19 protein-coding genes are annotated in these 19,679 nt (G+C 67.4%); 3 read left to right on the top strand and 16 right to left on the bottom strand.

Annotated elements, in window-relative coordinates; genetic code table 11:
• Window positions 1–80 precede the first annotated feature (80 nt).
• The 3 genes from HNR51_RS11135 to HNR51_RS26705 form a co-directional block, all read right to left on the bottom strand.
• A complete protein-coding gene (locus HNR51_RS11135) occupies window positions 81–383 on the bottom strand; it encodes a hypothetical protein (protein WP_012455411.1) in 303 nt (100 codons plus the stop codon).
• Window positions 384–652: 269 nt separating this feature from the next.
• Complete coding sequence (locus tag HNR51_RS11140) at window positions 653–838, bottom strand: hypothetical protein (protein WP_182554967.1); 186 nt, start codon at window positions 836–838, stop codon at window positions 653–655.
• Between the two features lie 89 nt (window positions 839–927).
• Complete coding sequence (locus tag HNR51_RS26705; RefSeq protein WP_283215082.1) at window positions 928–2,388, bottom strand: family 16 glycosylhydrolase; 1,461 nt, start codon at window positions 2,386–2,388, stop codon at window positions 928–930.
• A gap of 554 nt (window positions 2,389–2,942) precedes the next feature.
• Between HNR51_RS26705 and HNR51_RS11150 the strand changes: the two genes are divergently transcribed.
• Complete coding sequence (locus HNR51_RS11150) at window positions 2,943–3,749, top strand: FkbM family methyltransferase (protein WP_182554968.1); 807 nt, start codon at window positions 2,943–2,945, stop codon at window positions 3,747–3,749.
• 86 nt (window positions 3,750–3,835) lie between these two features.
• Here the strand turns inward: HNR51_RS11150 and HNR51_RS11155 are convergent, their stop codons facing one another.
• On the bottom strand, window positions 3,836–5,248 hold the full coding sequence (locus HNR51_RS11155) for a mannose-1-phosphate guanylyltransferase/mannose-6-phosphate isomerase (RefSeq protein WP_373325226.1): 1,413 nt from the start codon (window positions 5,246–5,248) through the stop codon (window positions 3,836–3,838).
• A 278-nt stretch (window positions 5,249–5,526) separates the two neighbouring features.
• Window positions 5,527–5,958: a response regulator gene (locus HNR51_RS11160; protein ID WP_182554970.1), complete on the bottom strand. Its 432-nt coding sequence runs from the start codon at window positions 5,956–5,958 to the stop codon at window positions 5,527–5,529.
• Window positions 5,959–6,353: 395 nt separating this feature from the next.
• Between HNR51_RS11160 and HNR51_RS11165 the strand changes: the two genes are divergently transcribed.
• The gene (locus HNR51_RS11165; protein WP_182554971.1) at window positions 6,354–7,877 is read left to right on the top strand and encodes a phosphomannomutase/phosphoglucomutase; all 1,524 of its coding nucleotides are present in this window, start codon (window positions 6,354–6,356) and stop codon (window positions 7,875–7,877) included.
• Between the two features lie 10 nt (window positions 7,878–7,887).
• Here HNR51_RS11165 and HNR51_RS11170 read toward each other — a convergent pair whose 3' ends face one another.
• The 9 genes from HNR51_RS11170 to HNR51_RS11210 form a co-directional block, all read right to left on the bottom strand.
• Window positions 7,888–8,361, bottom strand: coding sequence for an SRPBCC family protein (locus HNR51_RS11170; protein ID WP_012455418.1), 474 nt, complete (start codon window positions 8,359–8,361; stop codon window positions 7,888–7,890).
• Window positions 8,362–8,388: 27 nt separating this feature from the next.
• Window positions 8,389–9,093, bottom strand: a complete 705-nt coding sequence (locus tag HNR51_RS11175; protein WP_012455419.1) for an ABC transporter ATP-binding protein — start codon at window positions 9,091–9,093, stop codon at window positions 8,389–8,391.
• Complete coding sequence (locus tag HNR51_RS11180) at window positions 9,086–9,856, bottom strand: ABC transporter ATP-binding protein (protein ID WP_182554972.1); 771 nt, start codon at window positions 9,854–9,856, stop codon at window positions 9,086–9,088. The genes HNR51_RS11175 and HNR51_RS11180 overlap by 8 nt, the downstream gene beginning before the upstream one ends.
• Window positions 9,853–10,875, bottom strand: coding sequence for a branched-chain amino acid ABC transporter permease (locus HNR51_RS11185; protein ID WP_182554973.1), 1,023 nt, complete (start codon window positions 10,873–10,875; stop codon window positions 9,853–9,855). The genes HNR51_RS11180 and HNR51_RS11185 overlap by 4 nt, the downstream gene beginning before the upstream one ends.
• Window positions 10,876–10,889: 14 nt before the next feature.
• The gene (locus tag HNR51_RS11190) at window positions 10,890–11,780 is read right to left on the bottom strand and encodes a branched-chain amino acid ABC transporter permease (protein ID WP_012455422.1); all 891 of its coding nucleotides are present in this window, start codon (window positions 11,778–11,780) and stop codon (window positions 10,890–10,892) included.
• Window positions 11,781–11,806: 26 nt separating this feature from the next.
• Window positions 11,807–13,054, bottom strand: a complete 1,248-nt coding sequence (locus HNR51_RS11195; RefSeq protein ID WP_182554974.1) for an ABC transporter substrate-binding protein — start codon at window positions 13,052–13,054, stop codon at window positions 11,807–11,809.
• Between the two features lie 66 nt (window positions 13,055–13,120).
• Window positions 13,121–15,487 carry a xanthine dehydrogenase family protein molybdopterin-binding subunit gene (locus HNR51_RS11200; protein ID WP_182554975.1) on the bottom strand — a complete coding sequence of 789 codons (2,367 nt, stop codon included), beginning with the start codon at window positions 15,485–15,487 and terminating at the stop codon, window positions 13,121–13,123.
• Entirely contained in the window at window positions 15,484–15,996 is a 513-nt protein-coding gene (locus HNR51_RS11205; protein ID WP_182554976.1) for a (2Fe-2S)-binding protein, read from the bottom strand. The genes HNR51_RS11200 and HNR51_RS11205 overlap by 4 nt, the downstream gene beginning before the upstream one ends.
• Window positions 15,993–16,871 carry an FAD binding domain-containing protein gene (locus HNR51_RS11210; protein WP_182554977.1) on the bottom strand — a complete coding sequence of 293 codons (879 nt, stop codon included), beginning with the start codon at window positions 16,869–16,871 and terminating at the stop codon, window positions 15,993–15,995. The genes HNR51_RS11205 and HNR51_RS11210 overlap by 4 nt, the downstream gene beginning before the upstream one ends.
• Window positions 16,872–16,999: 128 nt before the next feature.
• Between HNR51_RS11210 and HNR51_RS11215 the strand changes: the two genes are divergently transcribed.
• Window positions 17,000–17,713, top strand: a complete 714-nt coding sequence (locus HNR51_RS11215; RefSeq protein ID WP_182554978.1) for a TetR/AcrR family transcriptional regulator — start codon at window positions 17,000–17,002, stop codon at window positions 17,711–17,713.
• Between the two features lie 74 nt (window positions 17,714–17,787).
• On the opposite strand, the gene HNR51_RS11220 is transcribed toward HNR51_RS11215, so the two are convergent.
• Window positions 17,788–18,840, bottom strand: a complete 1,053-nt coding sequence (locus tag HNR51_RS11220; RefSeq protein WP_141952399.1) for an aliphatic amidase — start codon at window positions 18,838–18,840, stop codon at window positions 17,788–17,790.
• Window positions 18,841–18,936: 96 nt separating this feature from the next.
• Window positions 18,937–19,679 (bottom strand): carbohydrate porin (locus HNR51_RS11225; RefSeq protein ID WP_182554979.1); only part of this gene is annotated, 743 nt, incomplete at its 5' end.

A 19,679-nucleotide genomic window follows, 5' to 3' on the forward strand; every position in this document is an offset into this window, starting at 1 on the left:
CGCGCAGTCTCTCGGCGAACCGGTGACCTCTTCGTCACAAGGCGCTCTGCCCGGCGAACGCAGCCTGCCGGGTGCGGTCGTCAGTCGTGATGGATGTGGAGGTCGGCCTTCTCGACCCGGCGCATATCCTTCTTGAACAGGAGACGCGCGGTGTGCCGGATCAGCACGAGCCCGACGAGACCGCAGAAGTAGCCCACCTGCAGCGCCACGAACCCGCCAAGCAGCATTCCCGCGCTGAAGCTTTCACTGCCGGTGAGGGCGCCCGTCAGAGCGAGGAGGGCGACGATCCCTACGGCCGTCAGGGTGAAGCCGATCACGGAGACGTATCGGGCGCAGACGCCGCCGAAGAGGGCAAAAACTGCCCACATCGTGATCGTTCCCATCAATCTTCTCCGTATCCCGGCGTATCCCGGCCGCGGCCCAAACGCCACGATGCCGACCGACGACAGCGGACGGTCCGATGACTATGCCCGATGGCGCCGTGATGATGCCGGCCACCGATGAATAAATCTTTCTCGCGCCGAAGCGACTGCGCTTTGGGGGTGACGGGGAACAGATACAGGAGATCTGTCTTCGCGGCGAGCGCTTGTGGCGGACCGGAACGTTCGGTCTGATTCGGCCTCAGCGAAAAACGCCGCCATGCCGCGAAAGTTCAGGGCCGGGGGGCGGGATGGACGATGAGGCGGATCAGTCCGTCGGCGAGAGCTTGGCAGAGGCGATACGGCAAGCCGTAGAGGTCGACCGCGCCGACGAACAGGAGCGCCACCGCCTTCAGCAGCAGGCCCGGCTCCTCTTCAGGCTCGGCGTGGTCGTACCAGAGCGGGTCGCGATCCTGCATGAAAGGATTCCTCACCCGACGTCGATCGACCGAGCGTCGTAAAGGATTCCTTTACCATGAACCGTGCCAACCGGTCATCGGCGCGGCGATCACAGGATCAGCGCGTCGGCCATCAGAACCTTGACATCAAGAAGCGTGATCGCGAAGTCGGGCCGCAGGTCACCATCGATATCGGCCGAGAGCACGCCCTTCTCGAAGCGGAGCTGACCCGCGCCGCTGAACGCGTGGGTGCCGATGAAGGTGAAGTGCTGGTCGCCCTGGAGGAGTGCGTTGGCGTCGATCTGAGAGAGATCGATGCGATCGCCCTGCGCGGCCGCGAAGCCGACGATGGTGTCGCCCGCCGAAACCGGGCTGTCGCTGATGTGCTGGAAGACGAACCGGTCGGCGCCGGCATCACCGTAGAGGCGGTCGCTTCCCGCGCCGCCGATCAGCACATCGTTGCCGTCCTGGCCGGCCAGCCGGTCGTCTCCGTCTCCCCCGATCAGCACATCGTTGCCGGCCCCGCCGAAGATGCGGTCATGGCCGCCCAGGCCCGACAGCACGTTGGCGCCGTCGTTCCCGTAGATTTCGTTGGCGAGCCCGTTGCCGGTCGCGCCGATGTCGGTCTTGCCCAGCAGAACGATCTTCTCGACATTGTCGGGCAGGGCGTAGGATACGGAGCTGCGGACCGTGTCGTAGCCGCCCTTCGCGCTCTCGACGATCCGCGTGTTCGAGTCGGTGACGATGTGCGTGTCGTCGCCGCTCGTCCCCTTCAGCAACGGCCCCGCCGGTTGCGTGTCCGCGGGCCGAGCCTCGTAGGCGCGGAAATAGTCCACATACAGGGATGCGTCCTTGAGGTTCGGGTCGATCGCCCAGCCGCCGCCGGCCGCGAGGTTGATCATGAACATCGGATCGGTGTCGAGGCCCGCCGGGGTCGCCCGCGACCAGTAGGCGTGATCGTCGAAGTAGAACGTCATCCGCTCCGGCGTGATCTCCACGCCGTAGGTGTGCCAGCCCGACGACACGACGCCGGCGCCCGGATTGGCGCGGGCATACTCGCTGGTATGGCCTTCGAGCGTCTTGCCCGCCCAATCCCAGTCGTGCACCACGCTCGAATACTGGGTTGGCATCGCGGTGCCGTAATTCTCCATCACGTCGACTTCGACCACGTGATCGCGCGTGGCCGACAGCCGCTCCGATTCGAGCGACCAGAACGCCGACCAGACGCCCTTGCCGGTCGGCAGCCAGAGCCGGGCCTCGTAGTAGCCGTAGGGATCTCCGTCGCGCGTGGTCCGACTGGTGCCGTCGGGGAACGTGTTGGAGATCAGACCGCTCTGCAATTGCCCGTTCGCGTCGCGGGTCATGTGAATGCGCAGTGCCGTCTCGCCGCCCTGCTGAACGAGCGAGAAGGGCGTGTTGCTGGCATTGGCCGGAAGGAACCGCGCCTCGCCGAAGGAGCCGCCCCAGGCCTGGCCGCTATACCAGTTCGCATCCGCGGTTCGGTTCGCGGAGACGCTGAGACTGCTGAACTCGTCCGCGTAAACCAGAGCGTATCCCGCCGGAGCCGACATCGTCCGTTCCTCAACAATCGTACATCTCGCAAAGATGTTCGTGAGAGGGTTGGCGGCTCACTTCTAAGAAAACCTGAATCGATATCGCTCGCGATGCAGAAGCTGCGGAAAACAACAGGCGCTCAGCATAATGGTTTCTTGAAGATCAACGCGGCATCATGATTTCGCTCGATCGCCAGCGGACGCGACGGCAGCGTGGATCCGAGGCGCACCGATACGTCCTTGCCTGCGGCGCCGGACGCTGGAACGCACTCCAATGCCCTCGATGACCTCTGGGCGGGAGGCACCGACCAAGCGTGGCGCAACCATCCGTCGGAGTGAGGCACGGGAGCTCGCACCTCGATCATGGACCTCACAGACTCGCGATGATCGCCTGAGCAGCTCTCGGTGATCCGATGCTCCGACGCGGAGACGCCGCCCGTCGATTCGCGGCGCCGCCGAACACGCGTTCGTCAGACGAAGCGAGGGCTGGTCCGAGAATTGCTGCGGATCGCGGAAGATACACGTGAGGAGGAATCTTCATGGGCGGTCGATCGTACAAGATTGGCAGAAACGTGTCTCGCTGGCTCGGCGCGGTAGAATGCTTAGGCCTTCCGGGCGCATCCCGGCTCTTGTACGAGGCCTATTCCGGAATTTCGAGAAAAAGCAACTACGAAGTCAATGTTCCGGGATTGCATCAGCCGGTCAAGATCAGAAAAAAGTCCACCGATATCAATGTTTTTATGCAAATATTCGCAATGGGCGAGTACGCGCTCGACAATTTCGCACAATCTTCAAAAGTCTTCCAACGCTACAACAATCTTGTCAGTCGCGGCATTCGCCCGTTGATCATCGATTGCGGTGCCAATTCCGGTATGGCGACGTTGTGGTGGCGCAAGATGTTCCCGCTTGCGAAGATCGTGGCGATCGAAGCCGCCGCGGATAACTTTGCGGCACTTACAAGAAACACGAGCGGCGATGAGGCGATAAAATGTGTTCATGCCGCCGTCTGGAGCCACAAGACGACGGTCAAACTCGATAATCCCGCCGACGATATGTGGGCCTTCCGCTTCTCCGAAGAGAGCGCCCCGGCCTCCGAGAGCCAGTCCGGCCTCACCGACACGGTCACGATTCAGGAGATCGTGGAAGAGGAGGCGGATTGGGAGAGTGTGCTGCTCGTCAAGATCGATATCGAGGGCGGTGAACGGCAGCTCTTCTCCGAGAACACCGATTGGATCGGCCGCGTGCCGCTGATCATCATCGAGACGCACGACTCGTTGCAACCCTACGATAAGACCAGCCTGAACTTCTTCAGGGCGGTATCGGCCTATGATTTCGAGGTTTGTTTCTCCGGGGAAAATGCGTTCGTTTATTTGTCGTAGGTCAGGGTCCCCCACCGCCGGTCGCGACAGGGCCGGCCGATCCGACGGACATGGCGAGGCCATCCGTCGGACCACACGCGCCGGTCTCAGCGGCCGTAGATGTCCTCGACGCGGATGATGTCGTCCTCGCCGGTATAGGAGCCGACCTGCACCTCGATCAGCTCCAGCGGGATCTTCCCCGGATTGGTGAGCCGGTGCATCGAGCCGATCGGCAGGTAGACCGCCTCGTTCTCGTGGACCAGCACCACCCGCTCGTCGACCGTCACCTCGGCAGTGCCCTTCACCACCACCCAGTGCTCGGCCCGGTGGAAGTGCTTCTGCAGCGAGAGACGGCCACCCGGCGTCACCATGATCCGCTTCACCTGGAAGCGCTCGCCGATGTCGATGCGCTGATACCAGCCCCAGGGGCGGTACATCCGGCGGTGAGCGTCCGCCTCCGGATGCGCCTTCTCGCGCAGGACGCTGACGAGATCCTTCACCCGGCCCGACTGCGCCTTGGAGGCGACCAGCACCGCGTCGGGGGTCGTCACCACCACCACGTCTTCCAGGCCGACCACCGTGGTCAGGCCTTCGCCCTCGCTATGCACGAGGCTGTTACGCGTGCCGATCAGCTCGACGCGGCCCCGCAACGCGTTGCCCTGGGCATCGCGCTCCAGAACGCCCCAGACCGCGTCCCAGGTGCCGACATCCGACCACGCGAAGGAGACCGGCAGCACACCGGCCCGGGCCGTCCGCTCCATCACCGCGTAGTCGATCGAGATCTTCGGGACCTGTCCGAAGGCGTCGGCGTCGAGGCGCACGAAGTCGAGATCGGTCGTCGCCGCCTGGAGCGCCGCGCGGGCACCCGCGAGCACATCCGGGACGAAGGCTTCGAGTTCGGCGATCATCACATCGGCGCGGAACAGGAAGTAGCCGGAGTTCCACAGCGCCCCTTCGGCGATGAGCCGCTCGGCACCGGCCGCGTCCGGTTTCTCGACGAAGCGCTCGACCGTGCAGGCCCCTCCGGCTCCCCCCTCGGCCTCGGAAAGAGCGCTGCCGCGGCGGATATAGCCGTAATCGGTGGCGGGGCGGGTCGGCTCGATGCCCAGCGTCATGGTGTAGCCAGCGCGTGCCCCCTCGGCGGCCGCGGCGACCGCCCGGCGGAAGGCGTCGGCATCGCCGATGACGTGATCGGCAGCCATGATCAGGACGATTGCCCTCGGATCGGTCCGGGCGCTGTGGAGGGCAGCAACCGCGACGGCGGCGGCCGAGTCGCGCCCTTGCGGTTCGAGGATGATATCGGCGGAGAGCCCTGCCTGCACGAGCTGTTCGGCCACGATGAAGCGGGACTCGGCCGCCGCGATCACGGTGGGCCGGGCGAACAGGCCCGGCTCGGCGACGCGGCGCGCGGTGGCCTGAAAGGTGGATTGCTCCGCATCGACAAGGCGGGCGAATTGCTTGGGCATGCTCTCGCGTGAGGCCGGCCACAGCCGCGTGCCCGATCCGCCACACAGGATCACAGGGCGGATGAGAGAAGAGGACTCGCGCACGTGATCAGCTTTCCTTCGGTTTGGCTCACTTCGTGGGCCGGAGTCGCTTAAGGCTTTTGGCTTGCAGCCTATCGCTGGGCGGGAGACATCTTCAATGTCGATAGCCGGCGCATCGATCGGATGTCCAACTTTGAGGCAAATACGAAAGCAACAGACTTATTTCGCGGCATGGAACGATATCGCAAAATCCTGTCGTGAATGAATTTTGCTGCAGCCGTGCGACATCAAACCCTTTCGACACGAATTCGTTACAGATCCCGACCGGTCGCCTCCAAGCATTCACGCAGGACGAGTCCGAGCACGTTCAGATCGACCGGTTTTGCGAGAAACCAAGCTCCCAGAGCGATGTCCCCAAGCCGAGGCAGGCTCTGGGCGGAGGTGATGAGAATGGCGATATGCGGGAAGTCGGCGCGGGCGATCCGCGCCAGCTCGTATCCATCGACGCGTCCCGGCGTGATCACGTCCGTGATCAGCGCCTGCACATCGGGCGTCGTGCGAAGACAGGTGAGAGCATCGTCGCAGGTCGGGGCGGCGATCACACGAAAGCCCTCGCGAGACAGTGCTTCACAGGTCGTCGTCCGGACGGCGATCTCGTCCTCCGCGACAATGACAAGAGGACGTTCTGTCGTGCCCGGTCCGTCTCGCGAGAGGGACCGAACAGGCAAAGAGGTGTGAGGCACGCTCGAACGTCACCGATTGATCAGAGGCGAGCCATGGAGGACCGGTCCGACAGCGATGCCAGTGGCCCCAGGGAAATCGGATGGCATGCCTTGGTTTCAGTTGCCGGAACACAAGCATTCGTCGTGCCATCGAGGCACGAGCGGATCGCTGGACTGCCTTGGAGTTCAAACGCTGACGAACATGCGATCTCGCTTTCTGGCTGGAAGCGACGAAGAACCCGACGGTGGCGGCGATCGAGGTGTGGAATTTCGCTCCGGGCTCACCCTAGACGGTCTGCTGGCCTGGAATTTGATCTCGTTTCGGCGTCTCCTGCGGCGGTGCACGGGGTCTCGTTCGCCGCCGCCCGCGCGAAAGGTCTGCCATGTCCTCCGACCGGTTTCCCAAGGCCTCCCCCATGACCTTCCCCACGCCCCGGCCGAAGCTCGAGCCCAACACCTTCGCCTTCGAGCAGTTGCCGATGGTCAAGCCCACCGGCTTTCGCGAGTACGATGCCCGCTGGCTGTTCCCGCAGGAGATCAACCTCATGGGCGTCCAGGCGCTGGGCTTAGGCCTCGGCACCCTGATCCATGAGCGCGGCGTGCGCCCCGACATCGTCACCGGACACGACTTCCGCAGCTACTCCGCCGCGATCAAGCTCGCGCTCATCGCCGGCATGCAGGCGGCCGGCCTGCGGGTGAAGGATATCGGGCTGGCCCTCTCGCCCATGGCCTATTTCGGCCAGTTCGCCCTCGACTGCCCGTGCGTGGCCATGGTCACCGCCTCGCACAACGACAACGGCTGGACCGGCGTGAAGATGGGCGCCGAGCGGCCGATGACCTTCGGCCCCGACGAGATGGGCCGCCTCAAGGAGATCGTCACCACGGGCGCGTTCCAGTACCGCGACGGCGGTGCCTACGAATTCGTGCCCGACTTCGCGAACGTCTATCTCGACGACCTCGTGGCCCGCACCAAGCCCGTCTCGCGCAAACTCAAGGTCGTGGCCGCCTGCGGCAACGGCACCGCCGGCGCCTTCGCCCCCGCCTTGCTGGAGCGGCTCGGGGTCGAGGTGATCCCGCTCGACGTCGAGCCCGATCACAGCTTCCCGCGCTACAACCCCAACCCCGAGGACATGGCGATGCTGCACGCCATCGCCGACAAGGTGCGCGAGACCGGCGCCGATGTCGGGCTCGGCTTCGACGGCGACGGCGACCGCTGCGGCGTGGTCGACGACGAGGGCGAGGAGATCTTCGCCGACAAGATCGGGGTGATGCTGGCGCGCGACCTGTCCAAGCTTCATCCGAACGCGACCTTCGTGGTCGATGTGAAGTCGACCGGCCTCTACGCCGCCGATCCCGAGCTTCAGGCCCGCGGCGTGCGCACCGACTACTGGAAGACGGGGCACTCCTACATCAAGCGCCGGGTCAACGAACTCTCGGCGCTGGCCGGCTTCGAGAAGTCGGGGCACTTCTTCTTCAACGCGCCGGTGGGGCGGGGCTACGACGATGGCCTGCTGACCGCGATTGCGGTGATCGAGATGCTCGACCGCAACCCGGATCGCTCGATGGCCGATCTCTACCGGGCGCTGCCGAAGACCTGGGGCTCGCCGACGATGTCGCCGCACTGCGCCGACGAGGTGAAGTACGGCGTGGTGGCGGCGGTGACCGAGCGGTTCCGGGCGCTGCACGCGGCGAGCGAGCCGGTGGGGGGCCATGCGATCACCGATCTGGTGACGGTCAACGGCGTGCGGGTGACGACGGACGACGGCACCTGGGGTCTGGTGCGGGCCTCCTCGAACAAGCCGGAACTGGTGGTGGTGGTGGAGAGCCCGGTCTCGGAGGCGCGGCTGCGGGAGATGTTTGCCGCCGTCGACGCGGTGCTGCGCGAGCATCCGGACGTCGGCGCCTACAACCAGACCCTTTCATCCGGCGCAGGAACCTGACGGGACGGGGTCAGGAGGCGGCGGCGACGGCCGCCTCGGGTGCGGGGGCGCCGAGTTCGGCGGCGAAGCTGCCGAAGAACTGGTCGGCGAGCTTGCGGGACGTCGCCTGGATCAGGCGCCCGCCGAGGGAGGCGATCTTGCCGCCCGTCTCGGCCTTGGCCTCGTAGGTCAGCACGGTCTCCGCCCCATCCTCGCGCAGCGTGACGGTGGCGCGGCCCTTGGCGAAGCCCGCCATGCCGCCGTTGCCCTGGCCGACGAGGGTATAACCCTCCGGCGCGCGGATCTCCTCAAAGCGCACCGTGCCGGCGAAGGTCGCCGAGACCGGCCCGACCTTGAGGGCGACCTTGGCAGCCATCTCCTCCGGGGAGACCTGCGTCAGCTCCTTGCAGCCGGGGATGCAGCGAGCCAGCACCTCCGGATCGTTCAAGGCGGCCCAGACCGACGCGCGCGGCGCCGCGATGCGATACTCGCCGGTGATGTCCATCACTTCCTCCCGATCGGAATCAGCCGCTCAGACCGCGCAGTAGCGGTCCTGAATTTCGGTATCGGCGCGCAGAGCCGCGGCCGAGCTTTCGTGCACCACGGCGCCCTGATCGATGATGACGGCGCGGTCTGCGAGGTTGAGCGCCCACTCGACATTCTGCTCGACGAGGAGCAGCGTGACGCCGCGCTCGCGCAGGGCGAGGAACAGCCGGCCCATCTCCTCGACCAGCACCGGCATGATGCCCTCCGAGGGCTCGTCGAGCAGGATAAGCTTGGGGCGCGCGATCATGGCGCGGGCGATGGCCAGCATCTGCTGCTCGCCGCCGGACATCGTCACCGCCGTCTGGTCGAGCCGCTCGGCGAGGCGCGGGAAGGTCTCGGCGATCTCGGCGATGGCCGGCCCCTCCTTGATCGCGGCGGAGGCCCGGAGCAGGCCGAGCTTCAGGTTCTCGCGCACGCTCAGGCCCGGAACGATGCGCCGGTCCTCGGGCACGTAGGCAAGCCCGAGCGGGAAGCGGGCATGGGCCGGGCGGCCGAGCAGATCCTGGCCGAGGAAGCGGACGGAGCCGGCCACCTTCGGGATCAGGCCCATCACCGCCTTCATGGTGGTGGTCTTGCCCGCGCCGTTGCGGCCGACCAGCGCCAGGATCTCGCCCTGGCGCACGTCGAGGGAGAGGCCGTGCAGCACGTGGCTCGGGCCGTACCACGCGTCGAGGCGATCGATCTCAAGCATGGCCGTACCCGCCGCTCTGGCCGAGATAGACCCGGCGCACCTCCCGGTCGGCCTGGATCTCGGCCGGCGTCCCGTCGGCGATGAGCCGGCCGTGATGCAGCACGAGGATCCGCTCCGACAGGCCGAGGATCATCTTCATCTTGTGCTCGACGAGCAGGATGGTGCGGCTCTCGCCCAGGCGGCGCAGCAGCGCCACCATCTCCTTGGTCTCCTCCGGCCCCATCCCGGCGGTGGGCTCGTCGAGGAGCAGCAGACGCGGATCGGCGGCGAGCGCGATGCCGATCTCCAGCGCCCGCTGCTCGCCATGGGCGAGGGCGGCGGCGGGCCGGTCGCGGCGCCCGGCGAGGCCGACGGATTCGAGGATGTCGTCGGCGCGGACGGCGAGATCGGTGCGCGCGTCGCGTCGGGACCAGAAATCGTAGCGGCTGACCCGCGCCTGGAGGGCGGTGCGCACGTTCTCATGGGCAGTCAGCCGCGGGAAGACGTTGGTGATCTGGTAGGAGCGGGCGATGCCGAGATGGGCAAAGCGCGCCTGGGGCACCCGCGTCATGTCGCGGCCCGAGAAGCGTAAGCGCCCGCTCGTCGGCTTCAGAGCGCCGGAGAGCAGGTTGAAGAAGGTGCTCTTCCCCGCTCCGTTCGGACCGATGATCGCGGTGATGCGCCCCTCGCCGAAGGCGGCGCTGACGCCTTCGAGCGCGGTGAAGGCGCCGAAGCGGCGGCCGAGATTCTCGACCTCGAGGATGGGATTCGCGATCGGGTTCATGCGCGCCCCCGGAACGCGGTGAGCCGCGCCAGCGCCGTGCCCCACAGGCCGCGGGGCATGAACAGCACGAACAGGATGAAGACGGAGCCGAGGGCGAGTTGCCAGTGCGGCGTCCAGAGGCTGAGCACGTCCTCCAGAACCAGCACGGTCAGGGCACCGACGAAGGGACCGAAGAAGGTGCCGGCGCCGCCGACCAGGGTCATCACCACCGCGGTGCCGGAGGTGTGGTAGGCGAGGCTGTCCAGCGGCACGATCGAGAGGTGGATCGCCGAGAGTGCGCCCGCGAGGCCGCAGAACAGGCCGGAGAGCACGAAGGCCAGGAGCTTGGTGCGCTCCACGTCGAAGCCGCAGGCCCGCGCCCTCGTCTCGTTCTCGCGGATCGCCTCGATCACAGCGCCGAAGGGCGAGGCGAGGATGCGCGAGATCAGCGCGAGTGCGGCGCCGACGAAGGCCAGCACGAAGAGGTATTTCGTCAGCGGGTTGAGGATGTCGAGGGAGACGATCCCGAGATCGATTGTCGTGACGGTGAAGCCGCGCAGGCCGTTCTCGCCGCCGGTCCAGGTCGAGGCCTGGAGCGCGACGTAGTAGACGAGCTGGGCGAGCGCCAGCGTTACCATGGCGAAGTAGATGCCGCGGGAACGGATCGACAGCGCGCCGAGGGCGAGGGCCAGCCCGCTCGCGACGACGACCGCCAGCGCCATGGCGGCGAGCGGGTGCAGGCCGTAGGTGCCGATCGCGATGCCGGTGACGTAGGCCCCCGTGCCGAAGAAGGCGGCATGGCCGAACGAGAGCAGGCCGGTATAGCCGTAGAGCAGGTTGTAGCCGACGGCGTAGAGACCGTAGATCAGCACGTTGACGGCGAGCGCCTGCGATGGAAGCAGGAACGGCAGCGCCAGCAGCGCGAGGATCGAGAGCGGCGCCCGCCAGCGCGACAGGGCGTCGGTGGCGATCGGCGAGCGGCGGGGGAGGGCCGGGCGCGCGGTCGGCGCGTCGACGACGGTCTGGTCGAGAGTCTGCATCGCGATCCGGCTCCTCAGACGCCGAGGCCGGGCTTGCCGAACAGGCCCTGCGGCCGGACGAGCAGCACCAGGGCCATGAAGGCGAACATCGCGATGCTCGCCATTTCGGGGGCGAAGAGCGCCGTCATCGAGACGACGACCCCGACGAGCAGCCCGGCCACGACCGAGCCCATCAGCGAGCCCATTCCGCCGATCACGGTGACGGCGAAGGCCTCGCCCAGCACGACATTGCCCATCTCCGGGTTGACCGAGCGCATCGGCGCGGCGAGGACGCCGCCGAGCGCGGCGAGCGCGATGCCCAGCCCGAACACCCAGAGCCAGAGCCGCTGGATGTCGACGCCGAGGACCCGCAGGATCTCGGGGTCGCGGGCGCCGGCCCGCACGATCAGGCCGAGCCGCGTGCGCTCCAGCCCGTACCAGAGGGCGACGAGGACGAGGGCGACCACGCCGACCACGAACAGCCGGTAGATCGGGAAGAAGCCGATGCCGAGATCGGCGACGCCCGAGAGTTCCTCCGGCGTGGCGAAGGGCAGGCCGTCCGAGCCGAACAGGATGCGCACGCCCTCCACCAGCACGTAGCCGAGGCCGAAGGTGAGAAGCAGCGGATCGTCGGGCGAGCGCCCGGCCAGCGGCCGGATCAGGAAGCGCTCGATCAGGAGGCCGAGCGCCCCGACCATCAGCGGGCCGAACAGGAGGGCAGCCCAGAACGAGCCGGTGCGCTCCATGACGAAGACGCCGGCATAGGCCCCGACCATGAAGACGTTGCCGTGGGCGAAGTTCACGATGCCGAGCATGCCGAAGATGATCGACAGGCCGAGCGCCAGCATCACGAACACGGCGCCGAGCGCCACGCCCGAGAAGAGCTGCATCGCGATCAGTTCGAGGTCGAAGAAGCCCGGATCCATGCTCGCCTCCCGTTGCCGTCGGACCGTCAGGCGCGGTGGCCGAGTTCGTCGCAGGAGCGCAGCATCGCCTCCGAACCCGGCTCGACCTCGAGGATCTTGAACAGGTCGGCCTCGCCCTGCATCTCGGACTTCTTCTTGGACTCGGTGATAAGCACCGACTGGATCGCTTGGTGATCGCAGGCGCGGTAGCTCTCGGGGCCCTTGGCGACGTCGTATTTCAGGCCCTCCAGGGCCGTGACGACCTTGTCGGTGTCGGTATCGCCCGCCGCCTTCACCGCCATCAGCAGGGAGCGCACGGCGGTGTAGCCGTAGGCGCCGTAATCGGTGGGCACCGCCCCCGCATAAGCGGCGCGGAACGCGTCGTTGAAGGCCTTGGCCGTCGGCACCGTCTCTTCGAGGCGCCAGTAGTAGTTGCTCGCGCCCACCACGCCCTCGAAGGCGTCGGCCCCGCCCGCGAGGCGCTGGTTGTGCAGGAGCACGGGCACGACGATCCGGGACACCTTCTTCAGCCCGAAATCGTTGGCCTGCTTGATGCTGTTGGCTTGGTCGCGGCCGAAATTGCAGATGCAGAGGATGTCGGGGCGCATCGCCCGCAGGCGGGGCATGAAGGTCGAGTAATCGGGCGCCCCGAACGGGTGCAGGATCTCGCCCGCGGTCTCGGTGCCGATGGCGGCCGCCGCGCGCTTGAAGCCGCGCAGCATCTCGTGGCCGTAGGCGTAGTCGGCGACGAGGTAGGCGACCCGTGTGCCCTTCTTGAAGGCGTGCTTGGCCACCGCGGCGGTGGTCATGTGCGGGTTCAGAGCCTCGTGGAAGGTGTGGCGGCTGAAATCCTTGGCCTCGTTGATCGTGTCCGACTGGCTGATCGAGACGTAGATGACCTTTCGCGAGCGGGTGATCTCGTTGACCGAGAGCTGCACCGCGCTCGACAGGGCACCGACGATGAAGTGGGCCCGATCCTTCTCGATCAGCTCCAGCGTCCGGGTCGCGGCCTCGCCGGGATTGAGCTTGTCGTCGCGCACCAGCAATTCGGCCATCCGGCCGTTCAGGCCGCCGGCCTCGTTGAACTGCTTGACCGCGAGTTCGGCGGAGCGGATCTGGTCCTTGGCCTCGGCGCCGAACGGCCCGGTGACCGGCGTCGGGAAGCCGATGCGGATCGGCTCCGCCGCGCGGGCGACGAAGGGCATGCCGATGCCCGCGAGCGTGCCGGCGGCGGCCATGCCCCGCACGAGCGTCCGGCGCGAGACGGCGCCGTATCCCGGTCCCTGTCGGTTCATCGTTCTCTCCCTCTCGTCGCGCGGACTCGTGCGTGCGGTCCGCGTCGCGAAATCGAATGAGCGCGCTCAGATCACGGCGAGCGCCCTCAGGATGCGTTCGGGCGTCATCGGCAGTTGCGAGACGCTGGCGCCGAGAGGGCGCAGGGCGTCGTTGACGGCGTTGAGTGCCGCGCCCGAGGAGGCGGCGGTGCCGGCCTCGCCGACTCCCTTGGCGCCGAGTTCGGTGTCCTTCGTCGGCGTCTCGACGTGGCGGATGACGATGTCGGGCATCTCGCAGGCCATCGGCACGAGGTAGTCGGTCATCGACCCGTTCAGGAGCTGGCCGGTCTCGCCGTAGCGGCACTCCTCGAAGAAGGCGGCGCCGAGCCCCTGCACCACGCCGCCGCGGATCTGCTCGTCGACGAGCAGCGGGTTGATGACCCGGCCGCAATCCTCGACCACCCAATGCTTGAGGAGGGTGACGAAGCCCGTCTCGACATCGACCTCGACGAGGCTGCCGTGGATGCCGTTGGTGAAGGCGAAGGGGTAGCCGCGCGGGGCGAAGTGGTGCGCCACGGTGAGTGCGGGCGAGACGCCCGGCGGCAGGAGGTCGGAGCGGTAATAGGCGAGGTTTCCCAATTCCTTCAGCGTCATGCGGGCGCGGCCGTCCGCATCCGTCACCGCCCCCTCGCGGATGTCGAGGTTCCCGGCCTCCGCCTGGAGGATCGCGGCGGCGATCTCGAGGATGCGGGCCTTCAGCTTCCGGCTCGCCTGGAGCGCGGTCTCGCCGCCGATGCCGGCACCGCGGCAGGCCCAGGTGGCTCCGCCCGAGGGCGTCGTCTCGGTGTCGCCGGTGAGCACGCGCACGGCGTCACGGTCGACGCCGAGGCCCTCGGCGACGATCTGGCCGACGATCGCCTCGCTGCCCTGGCCCTGCTCGGTGATGCTGATGGCGCATTGCACCTCGCCGGCCGGCGTGAGCTTGAGGACGCAACCGTCCTGCGCCGAGATGTGGGCGCCGCCGACCCCGTAGAAGGCGGGCGTCGGGTTCGTGATCTCGACATAGGTGGCGATGCCGATGCCGCGATGGATGCCCCTCTCCCGCAGGCGCGCCTGCTCGGCGCGGAGCGCCGGATAATCCATCAGGTCGTGCAGCTTCGACAGGCAGGACGCGAGCGAAAGCCGCTCGAACCGATACCCGCTCGGCGTTGTGTGCGGGTACATCTCCTCGGTCACGTAGTTGCGCCGCCGGATCTCGAACGGGTCGAGGCCGAGCCGGTCGGCGGCGAGGTCGACGAGACGCTCCGTCACCGCGCAGGCGATCGGATGCCCGACCGCGCGGTACTGGCTCATCTGCACCTTGTTCTGCGCCACCACGGTGAGGTCGGCGCGGTAATCGGTCAGCCGGTAGGGCGCGCCGATGAGGCGCACGACCTGATTGCCCTCGACCGCGCTGGTGCGCGGATAGGCCGAGAACGGGCCGACGCCGGTCACGTCGTCCACTTCGATCGCCCGGAACACCCCATCCGGCCCGACTGCGAGCCGGGCGCGCACCCGGTGGTCGCGGGCATGGATGTCGCTGGCGAAGGCCTCCATCCGGTCGGCGGTGAACTTCACCGGCCGCTTGAGCAGCAGGCTCGCGCCCACCACCGCCATGTCCTCGTGGTAGACATGCAGCTTCATCCCGAAGGAGCCGCCGACATCGGGTGCGATCACCCGCACCCGCGCCTCGGACAGGCCGAAATGGCGGGCGTAGAGATCCTGGAACTGGTAGGGCGTCTGGGTCGATTGGTGGACGGTGAGCCGCTCTTCGCCCGGATCGAAATCGGCCAGCGTCGCGCGCGGCTCCATCGTCACCGCCGTGTGCCGGCCGAAGCGCAGATCCACCGCGACGCTTTCCGCTCCCTCGAAGGCGGTCTCGGTCGAGCCCGACTCGATGCGGGTGCGGAACAGGACGTTGTCGGGTGCGTCCGCGTCGATGCGGGGGGCTTGCGCGCCGCGGGCGGCGTCGAGATCGACCACCGCCTCCAGTTCCTCGAACGCGACCTGGATCGCTTCGAGGGCATCCTCGGCCTCGGCGCGGCTCTCGGCCACGACCATCACCACCGGCTGGCCGGCCCAGACGACCTTGTCCAGCGGCAGCGGAAGCTGCGGCGCCGAGCGCATGCCCTTGAAGTGGCTGAGCGTCCCGATCCAGGGCGTGCAGATCGCGGCGAAATCCGTACCCGTCAGCACCCGGTGGACGCCGGGCATGGCGGCGGCCTCCGACACGTCGATGGCGCCGAGGCGGGCATGGGCATAGGGGCTGCGCAGGAAGGCGGCGTGGAGCATGCGCGGCAGCACCACGTCGTCGGTGTAGCGCCCGCGCCCGGCCAGGAGGCGCTTGGCGCCCGGGCGCGGCAGGCCACGGCCGATATAGCGTCCGCCGTTCGGGCTGTCGGTCGTCGCGCTCATGCGGCGTCCTCCCCGAGGGCCGCCTCGGCCTGGGAGCGGGCGACGCTCTCGATCGCGTCGACGATCGCCTCGTAGCCGGTGCAGCGGCAGTAATTGCCCGACAGCGCGTCGCGGATCGACGCCCGCGACGGCATGCGGCCGGCGGCGCGGCACGCACGCAAGAAGTCCTGGGCGACGACGAGGATTCCCGGCGTGCAGAACCCGCATTGCAGGGCGTTGCGGGCGTGGAAGGCCGCCTGCAGCGCGGCGAGCTCGCCCGAATCCGACAGGCCTTCGACCGTATCGACCCGCATCCCGTCCGCCTGGACCGCGAGCATCAGGCAGGCATGGACCGGGCGCCCGTCGAGATTGACGATGCAGGCACCGCAGGCGCCGACCTCGCAGCCGAGATGGGTGCCGGTGAGGCCGAGATCGCGCCGCAGGAAATCGGCGAGCGAGACCCGCGGCTCGACGAAGCGGCGGACACGGGCCCCGTTGACGGTGACGGCGATGGGCTGCGGCTCGATCATGCCGCCATCTCCCCGTGCTCTCGGGTCATCAGGGCGGACAGCACCCGGCCGAGCAGGACGCGGGCGAGCTGCATCCGCGCCGCGGCCGAGAAGCCCTCGTCCTCGTCCGGTGCGAGGTCATCGGCGAGCGCCGCCGTGGCGTCAGCGATCGCCGCCGCATCGAGCGGCCGACCGACCAAGGCAGCCTCGGCCTTCGGCGCCCGCATCGGCGTCGGGCCGACCGAGCAGAAGGCGAGGCGGGCCGATTCCACCGTCGCGCCGGTGACGACAAGCTGCGCCGCGAGGCCGACCAGGGCATAGTCGCCGCGCCGCCGGGCGATCTCCTCGAACCGCATCCGCGTGCCGGGCGCGGGCAGCGGAACCCGCACCGCGGTCAGCATCGCGCCGGGCTCGATCACGTTCTCGAACAGGTCGAGGAAGAAGTCGTCCGCCGCGACCCTACGGGTGCCGTCGCGGCCGGTGATTTCAAGTTCGGCACCGAGCGCCCGCATGCAGGCCGGCAATTCGGAGGCCGGATCGGACAGGGCGAGGCTGCCGCCCATCGTGCCGAGATTACGGATCGCCGGATGCGCCATATAGGCCGCGGCCTGGGTCAGGAGCGGCGCGTGCGCGGCGATCAGCTCGGAGGCCAGGGTCTCGGCGTGGCGCGTCAGGGCACCGATGCGCAGCTGGTCGCCCTCGAGCGTGATTCCGCGCAGGGCCTCGATCCGGCCGATATCGATCAGGAGGTCGGGCGCATCGAGGCGAAGGTTCAGCGCCGGCAGCAGGCTCTGGCCGCCCGCGAGGAAGCGCGCCTCGCCCTCACAGGCGGCATAGGCGTCGAGCGCCTCCGCCACGCTTGCCACGCGGCGGTAATCGAAGGCACGAGCCTTCATGAGCGTCCCTCCCACAGGCCGCATGTCGCCGCGGTCGATCGTTTGCCCGATCGTTGTTGACCGCTTGGTTACAAGCTATCCAAGCGCAGCTGATCGCGTCAAGCGAAATAACCAAACGGTCACGAAGCATGGATTCGCCCGCCACCCTGGAGGATGTCCCGGACGGAAAGCCGCCGACGCCCGACACCATGGGCCGGCGGCGCCTTCCCGCGGCCCAGCGCGAGCAGCAGATCGTGGAAGCGGCGGCGCAGTTCTTCGCCGAGCACGGCCTCGGCGGTCAGACCCGGGAACTGGCCAAGAACCTCGGCATCACGCACTCGGCGATCTTCCGCTACTTCCCCACCAAGGAAGCTTTGCTCGATCGCGTCTACGAGCACGTCTACGTCCAGCGCTGGAATCCGGCCTGGGACGGGCTGGTACAGGACCGCTCGCAGCCGCTGGAGACCCGGATCCTGCGCTTCTACAGCGAGTATGCCGAGCGGATCTTCGACTATGTCTGGGTCCGGATCTTCGTCTTCTCCGGACTGAAGGGCTACGACATCGCTCCGCGCTATCTCGAGATCGTGCGCGACCGCGTCATCCATCCGATCTGCGCGGAGATCCGGGCAGAGCTGGGCCTGCCGGATTGTACCGCGGTGCCGCTGACCGAGCGGGAAGCCGAGGCGGCCTGGGCCCTGCACGGAAAGGTGTTCTATCTGGCGATTCGAAAATTCGTCTATGGCTGGCCGATTCCGGAAGATCTTTCTCAGACCTTGGCCGATGATGTCGGCGTCTTCATGCGTGGCGCGCCGAAAATCTTCATCGAAAGCCTGCAGGAGATCTCAAGGGAGACGGGGCCCTGAAAATAAGAGCACGCCCTCCACCCGGATCGGGTGAAGGGCGCTCGAAGACCGGATGTGAGGCTTCGGAGATCGGCTCAGCGCGGGTCCGGCGGACCCTCGCCCTTTCCGACGAAGGGGATGCCCTCGATCGGGCATTCCTCGGTGCCGACGCTGGAGCGGGTGATGGCGCGCACCGCGTCGCGGGTGCCGTCGGGGTCCTCGATCCAGCGGCGGTAGAAGTCGTAGGGGCATTCCGACATCCCGTGCCGGTTCTCCTTCGAGTTGATCATGCCCGTGTAGCCGCGGTGCAGCAGCTTGAAGAGGTGGTTCTCCGACTGGCCGTGAGCGCGGAAATCGCGGATCAGGAACTTCGACAGCGCCGCGTACTGGATGCCCATCTCCTCCTCGCCGCACTCGCCGAGCGTGCGGCCGTCGAAGCCGATGATCGCCGAGTGGCCGAAGTAGGAATAGACCCCGTCGAATCCGGCGGCGTTGGCGACCGCGACGTAGGTGTTGTTGGCAAACGCCATCGCCTTCGAGATGAGAACCTGCTGCTCCTTGGCCGGATACATGTAGCCCTGGCAGCGGATGATGAGTTCGGCGCCGCGCATGGCGCAGTCGCGCCAGATCTCAGGGTAGTTGCCGTCATCGCAGATGATCAGGCTGATCTTGAGGCCCTTCGGACCGTCCGAGACGTAGGTGCGGTCGCCCGGATACCAGCCCTCGATCGGGGTCCAGGGCATGATCTTGCGGTACTTCTGCACGATCTCGCCCTGGTCGTTCATCAGGATGAGCGTGTTGTAGGGGGCTTTGCGCGGATGCTCCTCGTGGCGCTCGCCGGTGAGCGAGAACACGCCCCAGACCCCCGCCTTGCGGCAGGCATCGGCAAAGATGTCGGTTTCCGCGCCGGGGATGGAGGAGGCGGTCTCGTACATCTCCGCCGCGTCGTACATGATCCCGTGGGTCGAGTATTCGGGGAAGATCACGAGATCGAGGCCCGGCAGGCCGGCCTTCATCCCGATGATCATGTCGCCGATTTTCTTGGCGTTCTCCAAGACCTCGGCCTTGGTGTGCAGCCGGGGCATCTTGTAGTTCACGACGGCCACGCCGACGCTGTCCTGGCTCGATGAGATATCGCCGTGCATCATGGCGGCGTTTTCCTCCGGTTGGATTGGGGGAAAGGCCGCACCGGTGTGCGCGCGGCCCATCGTCTTGGTTCGACGTCTTTTGCTCGAAAGGCGGGATTAGCCCGGCGCGAGGCCCAGCAGGGTTCCGAGCGGGACGACGAGGGTGGCGCCGGCGTAGAAGCCGTCCTTGGCGCGGCGCGCGGTGAAGGGGTTCCAGAACGAGTTCGGGTTGACCACGTACTGCACCACCGGCTCGATGATCACGCCCGCGCCGACGTCGAAATGCGCGTTGGCCTCGAACACGAACTTGTCGCGCGAATACGGCGCGCCCGAGCCGCCCGAGATGAAGTTCGCGTCCGACAGGAACTGCGTGTAGTTCTCCGACAGGCGCTGCCAGTTCATCTTCAGGCCGTAGCTGTCGTTGGGCCGGCTCTGGTCGGGCGCGTCGAGGCGCACGCCCACGAACGAGTTGAAGCGGATCGGCACCGTCGGGTCGAAGGAATAGCCCGTGCCGGTGTAGAGCGAGACCGCGGTCGGGTGCGGGTTGGCCACCAGCCCGCCATCGGCGCGCCAGACCGTCTGGGTGCCGGTCAGCACGATGCCCGACGTGCCCGACTTCTGCAGCACCGGAGCGCCGGGGTTGAGGCCCTTGGAGGTGCCGAACACCGTCTTGAAGTTGTCGTCGTGATCGGCCGTGTTGAAGAAGCCGGTCAGCGAGGCGCGGCCGGGATAGGCGGTCATGGTGTAGTCGGTCTTGGTGCCGACCTCGGTCATGACGAGCGCGCCCGAGAGGCGCTCGTAGCCCCAGTCATAGCCCGAGAGCGCGTTGGTGCCGGGGTTCACCGAGAAGGCGCCGGCCT

The organism is Methylorubrum thiocyanatum, assembly GCA_014138645.1.
Taxonomy (GTDB): domain Bacteria; phylum Pseudomonadota; class Alphaproteobacteria; order Rhizobiales; family Beijerinckiaceae; genus Methylobacterium; species Methylobacterium thiocyanatum.

What these genes read in the sequence shown, in the direction of transcription:
- HNR51_RS11135 (WP_012455411.1), bottom strand. Translation starts at nt 383, where the DNA reads ATGGGAACGATCACGATGTGGGCAGTTTTTGCCCTCTTCGGCGGCGTC.
- HNR51_RS11140 (WP_182554967.1), bottom strand. Translation starts at nt 838, where the DNA reads ATGCAGGATCGCGACCCGCTCTGGTACGACCACGCCGAGCCTGAAGAG.
- HNR51_RS26705 (WP_283215082.1), bottom strand. Translation starts at nt 2,388, where the DNA reads ATGTCGGCTCCGGCGGGATACGCTCTGGTTTACGCGGACGAGTTCAGC.
- HNR51_RS11165 (WP_182554971.1), top strand. Translation starts at nt 6,354, where the DNA reads ATGACCTTCCCCACGCCCCGGCCGAAGCTCGAGCCCAACACCTTCGCC.
- HNR51_RS11170 (WP_012455418.1), bottom strand. Translation starts at nt 8,361, where the DNA reads ATGGACATCACCGGCGAGTATCGCATCGCGGCGCCGCGCGCGTCGGTC.
- HNR51_RS11175 (WP_012455419.1), bottom strand. Translation starts at nt 9,093, where the DNA reads ATGCTTGAGATCGATCGCCTCGACGCGTGGTACGGCCCGAGCCACGTG.
- HNR51_RS11180 (WP_182554972.1), bottom strand. Translation starts at nt 9,856, where the DNA reads ATGAACCCGATCGCGAATCCCATCCTCGAGGTCGAGAATCTCGGCCGC.
- HNR51_RS11185 (WP_182554973.1), bottom strand. Translation starts at nt 10,875, where the DNA reads ATGCAGACTCTCGACCAGACCGTCGTCGACGCGCCGACCGCGCGCCCG.
- HNR51_RS11190 (WP_012455422.1), bottom strand. Translation starts at nt 11,780, where the DNA reads ATGGATCCGGGCTTCTTCGACCTCGAACTGATCGCGATGCAGCTCTTC.
- HNR51_RS11195 (WP_182554974.1), bottom strand. Translation starts at nt 13,054, where the DNA reads ATGAACCGACAGGGACCGGGATACGGCGCCGTCTCGCGCCGGACGCTC.
- HNR51_RS11200 (WP_182554975.1), bottom strand. Translation starts at nt 15,487, where the DNA reads ATGAGCGCGACGACCGACAGCCCGAACGGCGGACGCTATATCGGCCGT.
- HNR51_RS11205 (WP_182554976.1), bottom strand. Translation starts at nt 15,996, where the DNA reads ATGATCGAGCCGCAGCCCATCGCCGTCACCGTCAACGGGGCCCGTGTC.
- HNR51_RS11210 (WP_182554977.1), bottom strand. Translation starts at nt 16,871, where the DNA reads ATGAAGGCTCGTGCCTTCGATTACCGCCGCGTGGCAAGCGTGGCGGAG.
- HNR51_RS11215 (WP_182554978.1), top strand. Translation starts at nt 17,000, where the DNA reads ATGGATTCGCCCGCCACCCTGGAGGATGTCCCGGACGGAAAGCCGCCG.
- HNR51_RS11220 (WP_141952399.1), bottom strand. Translation starts at nt 18,840, where the DNA reads ATGATGCACGGCGATATCTCATCGAGCCAGGACAGCGTCGGCGTGGCC.